Genomic DNA, 15,914 nt, shown 5'->3' with positions numbered 1-15,914 from the left:
AATGAAGAAAAAGATACTGGTTTGTGCTGTTCTGGGTATGGGTTGCCATGTTCATGCGCAGCCAGAGCCGATCTATGTGCTGACACTTGATTCGACGCGCACGGAGTTGTGCGGCTCGATCGATTACAACTTTCTGACGGGCAACGCGCACGCTGCTGCGAGGGATGCCATGCTCGACCCCGCGAACTTCGGCCCGGGCGGGATTGTTGAGAGGCCGATTGTGTTCCTGCCGCCGGTTGCAAACTTCAGGTGTGAGATACCCGCTGAAACAGATGTTCTTGTTATCCCCGCGAGCTCCTCAATGACGACGCTTGAGCTGTCTGAGGTGCGACTGTTTTCACTTCGTGGTGGCATCATCGCGTTGGGTGACACTATACCCGAAGAGCTGGACTATCGCTTTGACGGAAATGCTGTGGGACCGTTTGGTCCAGCAACCGGTACCATTACAACTGAGTTGCATCCTGTGATTGATGGTCCGTTTGGCGCCGTTTCGGGTTCTCTCCCATTGATGACGCATGCTGGGTTCACGAACACGGCAAGTTGGCTTGTTGCGCCACTTGTCTCCACGCCTGAGGCGATTGTGATTGGAGCGTGGACGCACAGCATTGGTCCTGGGAGGACTGTCATTGCTGGTGACAGCGAATGGTTGATGACGTTGTCTGAATCCGGCTGTGCAATGGGAAATCAGCAGCCCGAGGGCATGACGCTGTTTCTGAATGCTGTTGCCTGGGTTGCGCCCGATCCCGAATTTAAATGGACAATCGGTTGCAGCGACTGCTACATTGATTGTAATGGTGACTGGGAGTTGACGATCTTTGACTACATCTGCTTTGGCAACGCGTACGCAAGTCAGGACCCGTATGCCGATTGCGATGGTAATGGGCAGTTTGCCATCTTTGATTATGTTTGTTTTTTTAACTCATGGCAGGCTGGATGTTGATTATCCTCAATCCGGAACTGGGATATAGCACACGATGGCGGGACCTAACGACAGCATGCGGCGAATGATCGACCGGCTCGGGCAGAACGAGTCTGTGTTTGGTCGTTTTCGTGACTTTGGTGAACGTGTTGACGACATACTCTTCGGTGATGAGCAGTCGCGTCGACGTACTTTTCGTATCGGTGGGATTGTGCTCGGATGCATTGTGCTGCCGCTGCTCGTGTGGGGTGTGTGGTCGATTATCCCTCGCAGAACGCCGAACTATGACACCGGTCGCATCGACAAGTTGATGAACTTTACGCTGCTGACGAATGAGTTTAATAACCTCCCGATCCAGAAACGTCTGGAACTGCTCGGCACGTTGCGCGAGAGGTTTGAGAAGATGAGCGCGACGGAGAGTGTCTTGCTTGCATCATTTGCCGGTGGCATCATGGGCAAGGCACGAGCGCAAATAGAGGAGAACGTGTCGATGCTGATGATCGACATGTGGGATCAGTACGCGAACGGGTATGACAACGTGCCGCTGGAAGATCGCGCCCGGTACCTTGACACGTCGCTGGTGGACATGGTGCGTGCGATGGAAACGCTCGCTGGCGAAGAGTCCGGGATGAGCGACAACCAGATTGTGACAGAGATGCACGAGCAGGCGCAGCGTGATGCCAAGGCAATTCGTGAGGGCAAGGGGCCTCCGCCGCGCGCCATCGGCCGTCTGGCTGAGTTTTTCAATAACAACGTGCGCGTTCACTCGTCGCCGAGCCAGCAGATCCGCGGGCAGCAGATGATGCTCGACATGGTGCGCCATATGCGGGGACAGGATATTGCAACTGGCAAGCCGCTTAAGCCGGGTGGCGGATAAGGACTGGAAAGCAAGTCAGTGAAACAAAGTTAAAGCCGGCACACCGCTTGATGCGATGTGCCGGTTGTGTGTACGCACGACGAGGACGGCGTGCGTGGGGATTGAGGGACGGGGTTACTTACTTGCAACCAGCTGCGTACAGATTGCCGAACGCGATGTAGTCAAACACGTTGAGTGAGCCGTTGTGATCAAGGTCTGCGCGGGGCTCGTTGCTTGAGTACGAGTTGCCGTACTCGACGTAATCGAAGATATCGAGCGAGCCGTCGCCGTTCCAGTCTGCTTCGCACAGGTCGAGCACGGAGATGGTCATCGCTGCTTCCGGTGCTGCGATCGTGCCTGTTTGTGCGCCAGAGGAGACATTGAATGTGACCAGATCGGTTCCCGCACCAGTGGTAAGAGCTTCCCCGTTCACGATGTCGATGCCGTGCTGCACATTGGCCATGTTGAAGATGTTGTAATACGTGCCGGTGTTTGAGTTGACCGAATAGACGCGACCCTGCAGTGTGCCGAGGAGGAGCGTGTCACCAGTTGCTGCGGCACAGGTCACCTGCCCGCCACAGACGGTGAGCAGTTGGGGCTGCGACATTGACTGCGGCATGGAATACACGAAAGTGTCGATACCGCCGATGATGATGTTCCCGTTGTGCGCTGTCAGTGCGTTGACATCGTTGATGTGCTGGAGCGATCCGATCTGGGTACCTGTTGTCATGTCGTACTTGATGATCTTGTCTGACTCGGTGCCAACGAACAGATCTGTGCCGGCTGCTGTCAGCGCGGTGATGGGTTCGAGTACATTGAACGAGCCAACGAGCGCTCCTGTGGCGAGTTCGTACTGCATGACATTGCCAGCGGTCGTGCCTGCATAGAGCACATCGTCGATGAACGTGATCGAGGTGACTTCCTGGGATGTCTGCACGAACAGATCGAATGTAGCTGAGGCGTCGGCACGATAAATGTTGCCCGATGCGCCAGCGACAAAGATATCATCTGCGGTTGCTGTTCCAGCGAGCGTTGCAAGTGCAGCGACAACAGTGAGTCTGGAAATGGTCTTCATGTGTACCTCCGTGTGGTGTGGGTGAATCAGACGAGTGATGCCAGTATGTTCCCACATGGAGGCCGTTGTGGTTACCCACAAAAGAGAGGGAGGATGGCGATAACGATTTTCTGGGTCGAAAAAAGCCCCATTTCTGCCTGAAAGTCGCGATCGACCATATCGTTTTGATGGGATGAAAATCCGTCCTTTACTAGACTTATCAGGCAACATTGCCAGCAGTACAGGATAATGACATCAAGATCCGAAGATTCTCCGGCGACGTACATCAGGTTCCAGAGCCTGCGCGTGTGCGAACAGTCTCACAAGCCGATGGGCGTGTTTCAGGAAGCTTTTGAGCTGCGCGACTCGGGAGTGCTGACACCGGACGAAGAACGGGTACTTGAGGGGCATCTGTCGTGGCTAAAGATGCATCTGAAATCACCTGCGGTATTGCGTGACGACGGACATCATCGCGCGATCGCGTGGTTCCATCCAAGAGCAAAGGAGCCGATCCGTCGCGTACGCGCGATCATCGAGTTATTGCGCGAGTACGGTGTGTATGTCGAGCAGATCACAACACAGTCGCCCGGCATCGTCATTTACGAAGATGGTTGGCAGGTGGTCGCAAAGCCCTCACGGAAACGTTCGAGAAATCCGGATGAATCAGTTGGCTGACTCATCATCGGGGAAACGAGGGCGTGCTCTGCCAACGAAACGCGCGAGCAGTTCGCCCCGGCTGGACACACCAAAGTGACGGTAGAGCGCCACCACATACTCATGCACTGTGGTGGGTGAGAGTCCAAGTCTATATGCCACCTGCTTCTCGGAGTCACCATCGAGCAGGCAGTCGAGCGTGTCCTTCTGTCGCGGCGTGAGTCCGTTGGTGCCGGGCTCAAGAGCTGACGCGATGGACTTTCCGATCATTTCGCCGAGCGATGCGTGGATGAACTGGATGAGCCAGGCATCGCGCCGGGTGAACGGCTGCGCGCCGACGGGTCTGTGTAGCCAGATGGAGTTGAACAGGTTCATCTCGCGTACCGCAGCGATGGAGATGATGTAATCGTCGATGCCAGCTGCCTTGTGGAACTCGTTGAATGTGACAGAGTTGTACCACACGCGCTCATCCCAGAGCTGGTTGCGCCTTCGGGTGACAATGGGTCCGGTGAATCGAGCGAGTTGATCAAACTCGGGCGTTCGTGTGACCGGCATGACAGAGGTGTACTCCTGCCATGATTTCTCATCGCGCTTTGTTGCCCACCCCTTGCGGATCGACCCGAGGGGGATGGGTTTGCGATCCGGCGAGAAGTGCTGCATGTTGCCGCCAATGGCAACCTGTGCATGGACCATGTCCCGCATCGCGTCGAGTGCGTGGTCCAGCCATGAGCGCGCATCAGCCCCGTTCTCGACGCATTCGCCGATGATTCTTGTGCATTCACGCACGTCGCGAGTTGTGATGCGCTCGTTCCGCATGTGCCGGATGACTCCCAATCGTCGGATACAGAATGCCACAGAAGTCGCGTCTTTGCTACCCGAACCATACACGAAAATCGAAGCAGAGGATACAACGACACGGAAAATCTGGATCAAAGAGGAAGAATGTTCGTTCGAGAGCAGCGGTATCGGGCGTCGGTCGCAATCGAAATCCCCTGCCAAATAAGCAGGCCCGACATTGCTGGCAGGACGGCTGATGGGAACCGACTGCGGTTCTACGCCGAACAGGTCCCTCAACCAGAGCCAGCCTCGGGCTGCTGGGCCAATCGGTTGACCTGATCGCGTAGGTGTTGACATGGTCCCGGTTGGCACAACCATTGCAGATACACAGACCCCGCCCGCACGCTGTGGGCTGCGCACACCCCCTGTGCGATCATTCAGACCCGTTCACCCAGACCCGCAACCCGATTCGCGCTGACGTGAACAGAACCTTTGCAGAGACGGAAGGAAGTACTCAAAATGGCAGATGAACAGAACCAGCGTCAGGTCCAGGTGCGCATCGACGAGTCGAAAATGCAGGTGCACTACGCCAACACCGTTCGCACATCGACCACCGCAGACGAGGTCGTCCTCGATTTCGGGCTCAACGTGCCGATGCAGGGCCCAGACAATCAGCCCGTGATGATGTTCGGCGTTGCCAGCCGCACTGTCATGAACTGGCAGGGCGCAAAGCGCCTCGCGATGAGCCTCGCTCAGGTTGTTCGTCAGTATGAGGAACGATTCGGCGAGATCAGCCTGCAGGGGCCGGTGCCGGTTAGCGCTGGCAGCAACGACTGAATGTCGATTTCCAGCTTGGCTGGGGAGATAGAGAGAGTGAGCTTCGCACCCGGCAGCAGCGATGTTGCTGGGTGCTCTTTGTTTTGCGCGATCTTGGCTGACATGCAACGCCACAATCAGATACATTGTGTCGCATGAAAACTGAGGAAACAGAAAACGTATCTGCTGCAATGGCACCACCGGACAACGGAACCGAGCCGCTGGTCTACACGGGCCAAGCGCCGTGGCTGGCAAACATTCCGATCCGGCTTGTTGTTGGAGCGGTCGTTGCAGGATTTGCGGGCACCGAGATCTACAAGGCAGTAAGTACAAAGCTGCCTATTCCGTGGTTGTGGATCATTGGTCCCGCAGTTGTGGGTGCTGCAGCAGCGTGTCTTGTTCCGCGTCCGCGATGGATCCGTGCGCTGCGTATTGAGTCGGGGGAGATCGGGATTCGAGATTCCAGAAATACACGTACAGCGTTGCAGACGGATGATGTGCTTCTTGTTGCTGGCGTGAAGGGGCCGAGCTTTGATGGCGGCGATCTGGTTGCACCGCAGTCTGTGCATCTCATGACAACACAGGGCAACTTCAGGATCAAGCTGGGCTATGACGGCGCAAAGCACTGTTACGACAATGCAATACAACACTGTCATCTTGCTGCGCATCTTGATTTCTCCGGCACGCTGCACAAACCGGACTGGATGGAGGCATCCGAATCGCACGCAGATACACAGGCATGGATGCAGGATGTGCGATCGATGGTCAAGTCTGCTTACCGCAGCATGATCTCACAAGCGTTCGGCGCGATGTTTGCGCTGGTGTTGCTTGGCTGCGGGTTGATAGCTGGCGCAGTTGTGATGGGGATGCAGCAGTCGGGTTCATCATCGCATCGTGGGCCAATCAAGCTGGGAATCCTTGGGTTCATTGTTGTGGTTGTGGGGTTGGGGCTCGCAGGATACGTGTTCTCGCTTCAGCGCCAGAAGAGCCGGCTGCTACGCGAACTGGTGTAAGTTAGGAACATCCTGCTGTATATACGTTTCCAAAGGAGAGCGGCCAAGGATGGTGAGAGTTCAACTGCTGCCACTGTTGAGAGTGCAGAGGTACGCAGAGAGTCGTTGGTGCCGGATGAACTTGGCTGGCAATACGATTCAGTTTGTCGTTGGAGATTGGCCGTGTCAACATTGCCGCAGCAATTGTGGAACCACAGGATGGCATCTGTGCAATACCTGTGCATGAGGATTTCATTGATGTGCTGTCGATTTTTTACATTGTCGCTCGTTCTGCTGTGTGTGCGCGCTGTGACAGCTCGGGCTCACATCGCTTCACCGGATGAGCAGTTGCGATCCGCGTATCAGCAGGTCAGGCTCGCACAGATACTCTTTCCGAACTACGCGTCTGATATGCGAAGAAAGAACCTGCCGGCTTCGATGGATGACATCAACACGTACTTGCTTGAGGAAACCCTTGATCCATCGTTGTTCGATTATATTGCGTCCGACAAGATTATTTATAAGGATATTCCGCGTTCTGATCTGGTCGCGATAGTTCACATGAAGTTCGACAGAGCCATCCATTTTCCAGAAGATCAGAGGGGGCCCGAAAGAGATCTTGTTGTAGTTGGCTTTGCAGATGGGAGCGTAGAGATCTTTGATATTGGCGTTGCGCGCGTGATCGTGCGTGACTCGAAGCAGGCGCTTCTATCAATGACAGATGATGCGTCGCTGCCCGAGTCGTGGATTGTTCAGGACGATCTCGCAATGATGCACGAGGCATTTCAGGCGTATGCAAAGGATCACGAGCAGCTTATGCCGGCTTCGCTGGGAGAGTTACTGGAGTACATCCCACAACAGGAGGGATATGCAACACCGCGGGAGCGTGCAAGTGCATTTGTTATGCCAGCCGTACGAGCATTGGTTGAGATTCCAGACAATCCCACCTCCGAATGGATTGATGCGCACACGTCATATGTGTATCTCGGTCATTCCACCGTACCATGGAACAGGATCGTAAGCCCTGATGACACCCTGATTGTGCATGCAAAGCCCGAGTTCGCAATTGACTGGCTGAACACTTCGTTCACACCAATGCCAGTCGTGCTGGCGCTGACAGCGCACGGAGACACAAGAATGTTCGGCGTTGACTTTGTGAAAGCAAAGGCAGACGAATCGCGCATGTTTCTTGCTGTCGCAGCTGATGAGGCAGAGCACACGGAATATCTGGATGTGTGCCAAGATCTGAACCTGCTCTTTGAAGCAGTGATGAGATACACGGCTGATCACAACGATCGATACCCCTCGAATTTGCGCGATGTGATCGCATACCTGCCCGAGGAAGCTGGCGACGATGACGCCTCACGCATGAGAACATTTCTTCCGCCAAGCAGGTCAACAGATGAGGTGGTCAGGGGCAAACTTACGGAGGACTGGGTTCGCCAGCACTGCCGATACCGTTTTATTGGAAACCCTCGCATCTTTGTACCGGATTTTCTGGAGCAGAGTCAGGAACTGCTGTTGTACTCACCGAAGGATGAGACGTTCCACGTACTTGTTGAGAGTGCTGATGGCACGCCTTCTCAGGTCGACTGGCTTGTCGTCGCATCTGCTTATGGACTCGTCATGCCGTATCCGCCGGATCAGATCGACGAGCGTGCCAGAGAATCGCGAGAAGCGCAGAGAGCGATAGAACGGGCAATGAAATAACAAAGATCATGGTTTATGGGAACCTGCTGTTCAGCAGAATGGAATAGTGACACATGATTGGTACTCGTCAAGGAATGCAACAGATTTGCTGGTTTTTGTTTCTCTCGGTGGCAGCGCCGATTTGTGTGTCAGCACAGCCTATCCGAGAGCAGTCCGTTCAGGCAATGGTTGCAGCACGGAACGCGATGATGGCACTGCACATGTACGCGCAGGAGCATGACGGCACGCTGCCAGCGTCTCTGGATGATCTTGCTCGCTACGCAAGACCGGGCGAGCTTGATGACAGCGCATTCAAATACCTCGGCAATGACAAGATCACGGTCGAGCAGTTGCTGGACATGAGCACGCTGGCTGTGATTCATCTTGATCTGTCGCTCGCGTTTGATCTTCCAGCGGACGAGTTTTCCGTTGGTGGGCTCTCTGTGCCTGTTGCGTATGCTGATGGGCATGTCGAGATGCACCCGCCGGAAGTTGCACGGTGGATCATTGATGACTCCGCAGCTGTGTTTACAGCGCTTGCGGATGGCAAAGAGCTGCCCGAACGCAGGCAGATGCTTGCCGATCTTGCAATTATCCACAAAGCTCTCGTCGCGTACTGCGTGAACCACGACGGGCACCTGCCCGGTTCGCTTGGCGAGGTGTTTCCGTACGTGCCTGATTCGCCGCGCCACACAACGATGACAGAGAAGGCTTCTGTGCTTCTGACGCCGTCGCAGCGAAAGCGTACCGCGCTGCCGCTGGAGCCAACTGCAGAATGGATGGATCGGAACACATCATATATGTATCTTGGATCGGCTGAGGTTGTGCTCGACGACATTGTCGATCCGCGTCGTGTGTTGCTGGTGCGCACGAAGGACAATCTTGCGATCGACTGGTTCACGCGTGAAGGCAAACCGATGAAGTTTGTTGGCGTGTTGCACGCGGCCGGGAACGTTTCGATAACTTCGGTACCGTTTGCGCGCGCTCTTGGTGCAGAGTCGAGTGAAGTGCTCGGCGCGATTGTTGATGGCGAGGGATTGCCGGACTATTACGACGCATTCCATGATCTGCGTGTGCTGACAGGCGCAATCAAGCGATATGCGGAACTGCATGACGGCTTCCTGCCGGCACATCTCGGTGATGTGGTTGATGCGCTGCCGGATGACCTCTCAGCTGAGACGCGCCACAGCGTGTTCGTGACAAACCAGATGATGCGCCCTGGGTTTTTGGAGGAAGAACTGACATCGGAATGGGTCCACGACCATTGCTCGTATGTGTACATTGGGGATCCACGAGTGCAATACAGCGATGTGCAGAAGATGGGCGTGCAACTGCTGCTGCACTCGCCGCTCAATACAGTGTTTCCATTGCTGCAGGAAGATGCGAATCTTGATCCCTCGCGCATGGATGTAGTCCTTCAGGCGATGCCTTCAGGGTGGGTCCTGCCAGTGGATGCCGAGTGGGTTGTGCAGAGCGTGGCAGAATCACGCCAGGCGATCAGGGAACTTGCAGAGCGATAACGCCGGGGATGCACCGGGATTTGATACGGAAACGGGCGAGATTCGCGTTTTCGGGCTGTTTGCATTGCCTTGAGTGCCGGGAAGGCGCATGATGACGGACAGTTGGTATCTGTTCTGGAACCTGAGCCGGTGTTGGGCGTATTGTGTGGTACCGGAAGTCAGCGAGGCGGTGTCGCTCCGAGCGACCCATGCCCTGCGCTGCGTCAGCACCCCCTGCTGACGGGGCCGGAACGATCAGTTACACATCTTCGTTGCACGCAAGAGCGTGCTCCGTATGTTGTTGTCACAGTCCATCGCGAAAGGCATCATGACGCAGTCGCAGCCAGAGACAACCCCAGCTTCCGGTTCGCAGATTGCACGGACCCAGCATGCACCAGCGCCATTGCGTGGCGGGTCTGCGCGGGCGGATCGATTCGCAGCCTTTCTCAGCGATCTTCTCAGATTCCAGTGCGCCACAGTGGGGAGTCTCGGTGGTGTGATATATCTCCTGCCGACACCACAGCGCGCAGGCGGCATCGCTGCACGCGCAGTGACTCCTGGCGTTCCTGCGGATCTTGCAACCTCACTGGATAATGCACTGCAGACCGAGTCACCCCTTCGTGCAAGACTGATCGATATTGCGCGTGCAGCATCCACAGAGGGCAACGACATTTCAACGGGTGTTGTCGAGCGCGTCGCGCTTCCAGCACGTGCAACGGGTTTATACCAAAACACAGATACTGCGCATGCCATCGCATGCCCGCTCGTTGCTGGCGGAAAGCGCGAGGGCACGGTTGTGCTTCTTCTGCCGCAGGATGTGCGCGACCCAAACGCAGCACTCCGTTTGCTGCAACTGACGTGCGCCCGATTTGAAACCTATGTCTGGCAGCAGCAGGCCCTCGGCGAGACCGAGCACAAGCTCAAGCTGCGAGAGACACTTGAACTGCTCGATACCGCGAACCAGGGACGCGACACATCGTCCATGGGCGCGCTCATGTGTGAGGAGATTCGCAGGCGTTTCGGCTGCACGCGTGTTTCGATCGGTCTGGTCAGGAACGACCGCATGCGCATGGTGGCTGTATCTGGATCGGACGATGTTGATCGACATGCAGCCGCTGCCGAAGCAATCGAGCTGACCATGGAGGAGTGCGCCGATCAGGATGCAGAGATCGCCTACCCCGTCCCCGAAGAGGTTGAGCACGATCCGTCACAGCGGCGCATCACTCGCGCAGCGGAACGTCTGAGCCTGTCCTTCGGGCCCAGTGCGGTGTTGAGCCTTCCGCTGCGTGTCGAGGGTGATCTGATTGGTGTGATGGTGCTGGAGCGCGAAGCACGCGATCCGTTCCCGGCTGGTGCGATTCCGTTGCTGCGTCTCGTGGCCGAGTTTGTCGGTCCGGCGTTGTGGACACGCAGGCTTGCTGATCGTGGCATTGCTGCTGTTGCGCGTGATCGCACCACCGAGTTGATGCGCGCCGCAGTTGGTCCGAGACATACTATTGCAAAGATCATTGCGACGACAGCGCTGCTTGCTGCGGTTGTGCTGGCACTGCCGATTGTTCCAAAGCGCGTGCCTGCAAAGACAGAGATTGCGCCGAGCGTCTCACGGACCATCGTGCCGCCGTTTGTCGGGCATCTTGCGGATGTGCTTGTGTCGCCCGGCGATCGCGTTGAAGCGGGGCAGGTTATTGCGCACATGGATGTTGCAGATCTTGAGTCAGAGCGCACCCAGCTTGAATCGCGTCTAGCTGGCGCGCAGACGGATCTGGAAGCGTCCCGGTCCGACCGTAACTTCGCACGGGAGCGTGTGGTATCGTCTGAGATCAACGAAATGCGAGCAAATCTCGCTCGCACGCAGCTTATGCTTGATCGGGCCGAGATCGTGTCGCCGATCTCTGGTGTTGTCGCGCGAGGTGACCTTGAGCCGTATGTTGGCGCACGAGTTGAACCGACGCAGCCGCTCATGGAGATTGTGCAGGAGCAGATCTCAGCGGATATGCGTGTGGATGAACGCCAGATTAACTCGGTGCGTGTCGGCCAGCATGCAGCGTTGACAGTCAAGGCACGCCCCGGCTCGCGGGTAGAACTTGTGATTACAAAGATGCGTCCGATTGCAGAGCCCGCGAACGGTGCAAACATGTATCTGCTTGAGGCGGAACCGGTGGATCCTCCGGACTGGCTGCTTCCCGGAATGTCAGGCACATCGAAGGTCCGGGTCACAGACGAGAACGATCGCACCGTCCGCACGAACGGGTGGTCCATTCTGGTTGGCCCGCTCATTGATCGCGCACGCATGTGGCTGTGGTGGTAACGCAAACAATGTGGGAAACTGCTCCAGAACCAACCTTTTCAGATCTGTGGTATCGCACAGCAGACCTCCGTCCGCGCATCAGTCCGCACGTGCGCATTACGCGCCAGCATCAGGGACCTGAGATCGCGTATATTGCTGAGGATCCCGCGACGAGCCAGTACGTTCGTCTGAGTGAATCGGCATATTTCTTTCTTGGCATGCTCGACGGCAGACGCACGGTGGATGAGGCGTGGGAAGCCGCGTGCGAGCAACTCGGGCAGCACGCGCCGACACAGCATGAGTGCATCCGTGCGCTCGCATCGATGCAGATGTTCGGGCTGTTGATCGGTGATGCGCCGCTTGCGCCGGACATGATCGCCGAACGACGCGCACGATCGCGCAAGTCACGGTTGCAGCGGCGGACCGGCAACTGGATGTTCTACTCCATCCCTGTGCATAATCCGGATCCGTGGCTCAGCAAAGTTGCGCCCGCACTTCGGCTTATCTACTCAAAGTGGATGCTTGTGATCTGGTGCGGACTTATGGCAATCGCACTGGCGCTCGTATTGAATAATGTCGATCGCGTCTTCGACGGGCTTAACGGCGTGCTTCGTCTTGATAGAAACGTGTTCTTTATGGCGACGATTGCATTTCTGCTGCTGCGCGCGATCCACGAACTCGGACACGCCTCCGCGTGTAAAGCGATGGGTGGCCGATGCACCGAGATTGGGCTGCTGCTGATTGGCGGCATTCTTCCGCTGCCGTATTGCGATGCCTCAAGCTCGTGGCGATTCCCGGAAACACACAAGCGTGTGGTGGTCGCTGCTGCTGGCATGATGGTCGAGATGTTCTTTGCTGCTCTGGCAACGATTGTGTGGGCGACGACTTCTGATGCGATGGTTGCGTCGTTTGCGTACCACGTCATGCTGGTCGCAAGTGTCACAACTATTCTCTTTAACGTGAACCCGCTGTTGCGATATGACGGGTACTACATGCTCTCGGATCTGGCGGGCACTCCGAATCTTGCGAACCGGTCAAGGGACTTGTGGAAGTTCCTGACAGAGCGGTACCTGCTCGGGCTCAAGGGCATCCAGCCGCCGCGCGTGCGCGATGCTGCAGAAGCGTGGCTGATGGGCGTATACGGTGCGCTCTCGATTCCGTATCGCATTTTCATCGGCGTCATGATCATTGTTGTTGTGTCGAACCAGTTTCTGACAGTGGGCATTGTGCTCGCTCTCGTGCTGTTCATCATGATGCTCGTGGTACCGGTGCTCAAGGGCATCGGGTACATGGTGGGTTCGCCAAAGCTCGTCGGTCGGCGTGCTCGCGCATTTGCGATTGTGGGCTCGATCCTTGGCGGTGCGGGCGTGCTGCTCGGGCTTGTTCCAGCGCCAGCTTCGGGGTATGCGACGGGGACGGTGCAGCCGAGAACAAAGTCACCGGTGCGTGTGCAGGAGGCGGGGTTTGTCACACAACTCCTTGCAACACCCGGTTCGTACGTGACAAAGGGTCAGCCGCTGTTGCAGATCGAGAATCCGGACGCGGCAACTGAGCTTGCAATGACACAGGCAAGACTGGAGCGTGCGGAGGCGGAGCTTGACGCGGCTCGTCGCAAGTCAGCAACCGAATATGAACGTGCGTTGCGTGTCCACGAGCAGCTTTCGGCTCGCGTGCGACGCTATCAGGATCGTGTTGCATCCTTTACTGTTGTTGCAGCGGAGGACGGCAGGTTCATCAGTGCCGAAGGACAGGATCGCACGCTGGCCGACAGCGTTGGTCGGTACGTCACGCCTGGAATGCTGGTGGGATGGGTTGTTACAGAAGACAGCGTTGTCGTGCGAGCCTATGTGCCGGACCATAACTACGCGCACATTTTTTCCGAGCACGAATCGCTTGAGCGCGCATCATTCCGGGTGCGTGGCAGCGCAGCAGAAACCCACTTCGGCGAGATTGTGCGTCGTGTGCCGGCGGGCGAGTACAGTGTCGCCGAAGAGTCCCTCACAACGATCAATGGCGGAAGTGTGCAGACAGATCCCTCCGATCCCCGGGGGAAGCGCACGTTGGAGTCATACTTTGTTGTCGAGATCGTGCCCGATGACGCGGGTATCTCGGTGTACCCCGGACAACGCGCACGCATCAGGTTTGCGCTACAACCCGAACCGCTGGGATTGCAGTGGTGGCGGACGCTGCATCGATATTTCGGCTCACGCCTTGGCAAGCCGCCAGTGGATGCTTCCTGAGTTTTCATCGCAAGGAGAATCGCAGAGTGCACGCGCCGAGCGCGCCATCCCCGCTTGACCTTCCCGTGCGTTCAAAGCACGACGGCAGCGATCGTCTGTGGCAGAGTCTGTCAAAGCCGTTCGTGCGCGAGCAACCGCTCACCGGGCTTGACAAGGTGGCGCAGCGCGCTCGTGGTCGATTCTCCCGCACGACATCGACAGGCAAGCTGCGCCAGCGTGCGACTGTGATCGATGCAGACGCTCGCAGACTTCGTGCTCTCTCCGAAGGTGGTCTCGATCAGCATGTGCTGCAGGTGAAGGAAGCTGCGATCACGCGGCGCGATGATGCCGACGCGATCGATGCTGCCTATGCCGCAATCACAGAGGTCGTGCGCAGGCAGATCGGGCTTGAGCTGCATATCGAGCAGATCATGGGGGCGCTCGTGCTCGCGTCGGGTCGCGCAGCCGAGATGGCAACGGGTGAGGGAAAGACCGTCACCGCGATTCTTCCAGCAGCACTCGACGGCTGGTCGCGCAAGGGTGTGCATGTCTGTACGGTCAACGATTATCTCGCGCAGCGCGATGCACACATCTGCTCGCCAGCATACAGCAGACTCGGTTTGACGGTTGGCGTGCTGCTCGATTCGACGAAGCAGGAGAATCGCAGGCGCGCCTATGAAGCGGACATCACATATGCCGCCGACAAACAGTTGATCTTCGATTTTCTGCGCGATCGATTGAGAAGCCCGGTCAGCGCCCGGCTTGCACCGCTGCTTGCGACACAGATCACGAGCGAGCGGGCGCTCGATCCGCTTGGGCTTGACCTGACAGATCGGCTGCATGACGAACTCGGCGAATCTGATACAAACATCGACTGGGACAAGCGCGTCGTGCAACGTGGGCTGTACGCTGCGATTGTTGACGAGGCGGACAGTGTGCTGATCGATGAAGCGATAACGCCAGCGATCATCAGTCTGCCAGCCGGCGAAGGGGCCGAGACAGAAACCGTGCAGTTCCCAATCGCTGCACAGCTTGCGCAGATGCTGATCAGGGACGAACACTACACCATCGACGAGCGATTCCGTCGTGTGCAGTTGACGAGTGCCGGACGGGACAGGATCGCGGAATGCTCGGGTATGCTGCCAGCCTTCTGGCGAGGACCGCGCAGGCGCGAGGAACTGCTGGTGCAGGCGCTGTCTGCTCGCGAGATATTCCATCAGGGCGATGACTACATCATTCGGAACGACGACATCTGCATCGTGGACCGCTCAACCGGTCGTGTGCTTGAGGGCAGACAATGGCAGCTCGGCCTCCATCAGGCTGTACAGGCGAAGGAAGGGCTCGAAGTCACAGCTGCGAATCGCACGAGTGCGCGCATCAGCTACCAGCAGTTCTTCCAAAGATACCAGCGACTGTCCGGAATGTCAGGCACACTGTGGGAGGTAGCGCCAGAGTTGTGGGAGTACTACCAGTTGCCAATTACAAAGGTGCCGACGCACAAGCCGGTGATTCGCAGAGAACTCGCCGATCGTGTACATCTTTCCGAAGAGGACAAGTTTACAGCGGTTGCAAACCGTGTTGAGGAGTTGCACGCGACGGGCCAGCCTGTGCTTGTGGGTACACGCAGTGTCGAATCATCGGAAAAGCTCGGCGCAGCGCTGTCGCAGCGCAACATCACATGCACGATTCTCAACGCAACACGAGAGGCTGAGGAAGCTGCGATCGTAAAGAACGCTGGTCAGCCCGGTGCGGTGACGGTTGCGACGAATATGGCTGGTCGAGGAACCGACATTCATCTAACAGACGAGACGCGCGAGCTTGGCGGGCTTGTTGTGATCGGCACGGAACGCCACGATGAGCGCCGTGTGGATCGCCAGCTCTTTGGACGATCGGGGCGCCAGGGTGACCCAGGTGTGGCCGAGATGCATGTGTGTCTCGACGATCTGCTCATTAAGCAGCACGGGCCCAAACCTCTCATATGGATGTGCAGGCGTCAGCTGAAACGCGGGATTGGCAACACGTGGCTGACGAAACTGCTGTGGCAGATCGCCCAGCGGAGTGCGTCCGCTCGTGCTGTGACCATGCGCACTGAGCAGGCCAAGACAGAAGCGTGGCTTGATCTTGCAATGCACTCCATGACGAAGTAGACAAC

The 15,914-nt window shown here is 57.0% G+C and carries 12 protein-coding genes; 10 read left to right on the top strand and 2 right to left on the bottom strand.

What is annotated here, in order from left to right:
* Positions 1–37 precede the first annotated feature (37 nt).
* Positions 38–940, top strand: coding sequence for a hypothetical protein (locus tag H6815_03985; protein MCB9859590.1), 903 nt, complete (start codon positions 38–40; stop codon positions 938–940).
* Between the two features lie 64 nt (positions 941–1,004).
* Positions 1,005–1,796 carry a hypothetical protein gene (locus tag H6815_03980; GenBank protein ID MCB9859589.1) on the top strand — a complete coding sequence of 264 codons (792 nt, stop codon included), beginning with the start codon at positions 1,005–1,007 and terminating at the stop codon, positions 1,794–1,796.
* Between the two features lie 118 nt (positions 1,797–1,914).
* On the opposite strand, the gene H6815_03975 is transcribed toward H6815_03980, so the two are convergent.
* On the bottom strand, positions 1,915–2,850 hold the full coding sequence (locus H6815_03975) for a PQQ-binding-like beta-propeller repeat protein (protein ID MCB9859588.1): 936 nt from the start codon (positions 2,848–2,850) through the stop codon (positions 1,915–1,917).
* Positions 2,851–3,078: 228 nt separating this feature from the next.
* Between H6815_03975 and H6815_03970 the strand changes: the two genes are divergently transcribed.
* Positions 3,079–3,504: a hypothetical protein gene (locus tag H6815_03970; protein ID MCB9859587.1), complete on the top strand. Its 426-nt coding sequence runs from the start codon at positions 3,079–3,081 to the stop codon at positions 3,502–3,504.
* Here H6815_03970 and H6815_03965 read toward each other — a convergent pair.
* Positions 3,493–4,299: a helix-turn-helix transcriptional regulator gene (locus H6815_03965; protein MCB9859586.1), complete on the bottom strand. Its 807-nt coding sequence runs from the start codon at positions 4,297–4,299 to the stop codon at positions 3,493–3,495. The genes H6815_03970 and H6815_03965 overlap by 12 nt on opposite strands.
* Before the next feature lie 480 nt (positions 4,300–4,779).
* Between H6815_03965 and H6815_03960 the strand changes: the two genes are divergently transcribed.
* The 7 genes from H6815_03960 to H6815_03930 all read left to right on the top strand — a co-directional run bounded on the left by H6815_03960 (position 4,780) and on the right by H6815_03930 (position 15,909).
* Positions 4,780–5,097, top strand: a complete 318-nt coding sequence (locus tag H6815_03960; protein MCB9859585.1) for a DUF3467 domain-containing protein — start codon at positions 4,780–4,782, stop codon at positions 5,095–5,097.
* Positions 5,098–5,231: 134 nt separating this feature from the next.
* On the top strand, positions 5,232–6,089 hold the full coding sequence (locus H6815_03955; protein ID MCB9859584.1) for a hypothetical protein: 858 nt from the start codon (positions 5,232–5,234) through the stop codon (positions 6,087–6,089).
* Between the two features lie 237 nt (positions 6,090–6,326).
* On the top strand, positions 6,327–7,778 hold the full coding sequence (locus H6815_03950) for a hypothetical protein (protein MCB9859583.1): 1,452 nt from the start codon (positions 6,327–6,329) through the stop codon (positions 7,776–7,778).
* 125 nt (positions 7,779–7,903) lie between these two features.
* Complete coding sequence (locus tag H6815_03945) at positions 7,904–9,277, top strand: hypothetical protein (protein MCB9859582.1); 1,374 nt, start codon at positions 7,904–7,906, stop codon at positions 9,275–9,277.
* A 307-nt stretch (positions 9,278–9,584) separates the two neighbouring features.
* The gene (locus H6815_03940) at positions 9,585–11,564 is read left to right on the top strand and encodes an efflux RND transporter periplasmic adaptor subunit (GenBank protein MCB9859581.1); all 1,980 of its coding nucleotides are present in this window, start codon (positions 9,585–9,587) and stop codon (positions 11,562–11,564) included.
* On the top strand, positions 11,558–13,783 hold the full coding sequence (locus tag H6815_03935; GenBank protein ID MCB9859580.1) for a PqqD family peptide modification chaperone: 2,226 nt from the start codon (positions 11,558–11,560) through the stop codon (positions 13,781–13,783). The genes H6815_03940 and H6815_03935 overlap by 7 nt, the downstream gene beginning before the upstream one ends.
* Positions 13,784–13,809: 26 nt before the next feature.
* On the top strand, positions 13,810–15,909 hold the full coding sequence (locus H6815_03930; GenBank protein ID MCB9859579.1) for a prepilin peptidase: 2,100 nt from the start codon (positions 13,810–13,812) through the stop codon (positions 15,907–15,909).
* The last annotated feature ends 5 nt before the right edge of the window (positions 15,910–15,914 follow it).

This window comes from Phycisphaeraceae bacterium, assembly GCA_020639155.1.
Taxonomy (GTDB): domain Bacteria; phylum Planctomycetota; class Phycisphaerae; order Phycisphaerales; family UBA1924; genus JACKHF01.
This window is presented reverse-complemented; position numbering and strand designations above follow the sequence as displayed.

Coding starts and splice junctions, on each gene's coding strand:
- H6815_03985 (MCB9859590.1), top strand. CDS start 38: ATGGGTTGCCATGTTCATGCGCAGCCAGAGCCGATCTATGTGCTGACA.
- H6815_03980 (MCB9859589.1), top strand. CDS start 1,005: ATGATCGACCGGCTCGGGCAGAACGAGTCTGTGTTTGGTCGTTTTCGT.
- H6815_03975 (MCB9859588.1), bottom strand. CDS start 2,850: ATGAAGACCATTTCCAGACTCACTGTTGTCGCTGCACTTGCAACGCTC.
- H6815_03970 (MCB9859587.1), top strand. CDS start 3,079: ATGACATCAAGATCCGAAGATTCTCCGGCGACGTACATCAGGTTCCAG.
- H6815_03965 (MCB9859586.1), bottom strand. CDS start 4,299: ATGCGGAACGAGCGCATCACAACTCGCGACGTGCGTGAATGCACAAGA.
- H6815_03960 (MCB9859585.1), top strand. CDS start 4,780: ATGGCAGATGAACAGAACCAGCGTCAGGTCCAGGTGCGCATCGACGAG.
- H6815_03955 (MCB9859584.1), top strand. CDS start 5,232: ATGAAAACTGAGGAAACAGAAAACGTATCTGCTGCAATGGCACCACCG.
- H6815_03950 (MCB9859583.1), top strand. CDS start 6,327: ATGTGCTGTCGATTTTTTACATTGTCGCTCGTTCTGCTGTGTGTGCGC.
- H6815_03940 (MCB9859581.1), top strand. CDS start 9,585: ATGACGCAGTCGCAGCCAGAGACAACCCCAGCTTCCGGTTCGCAGATT.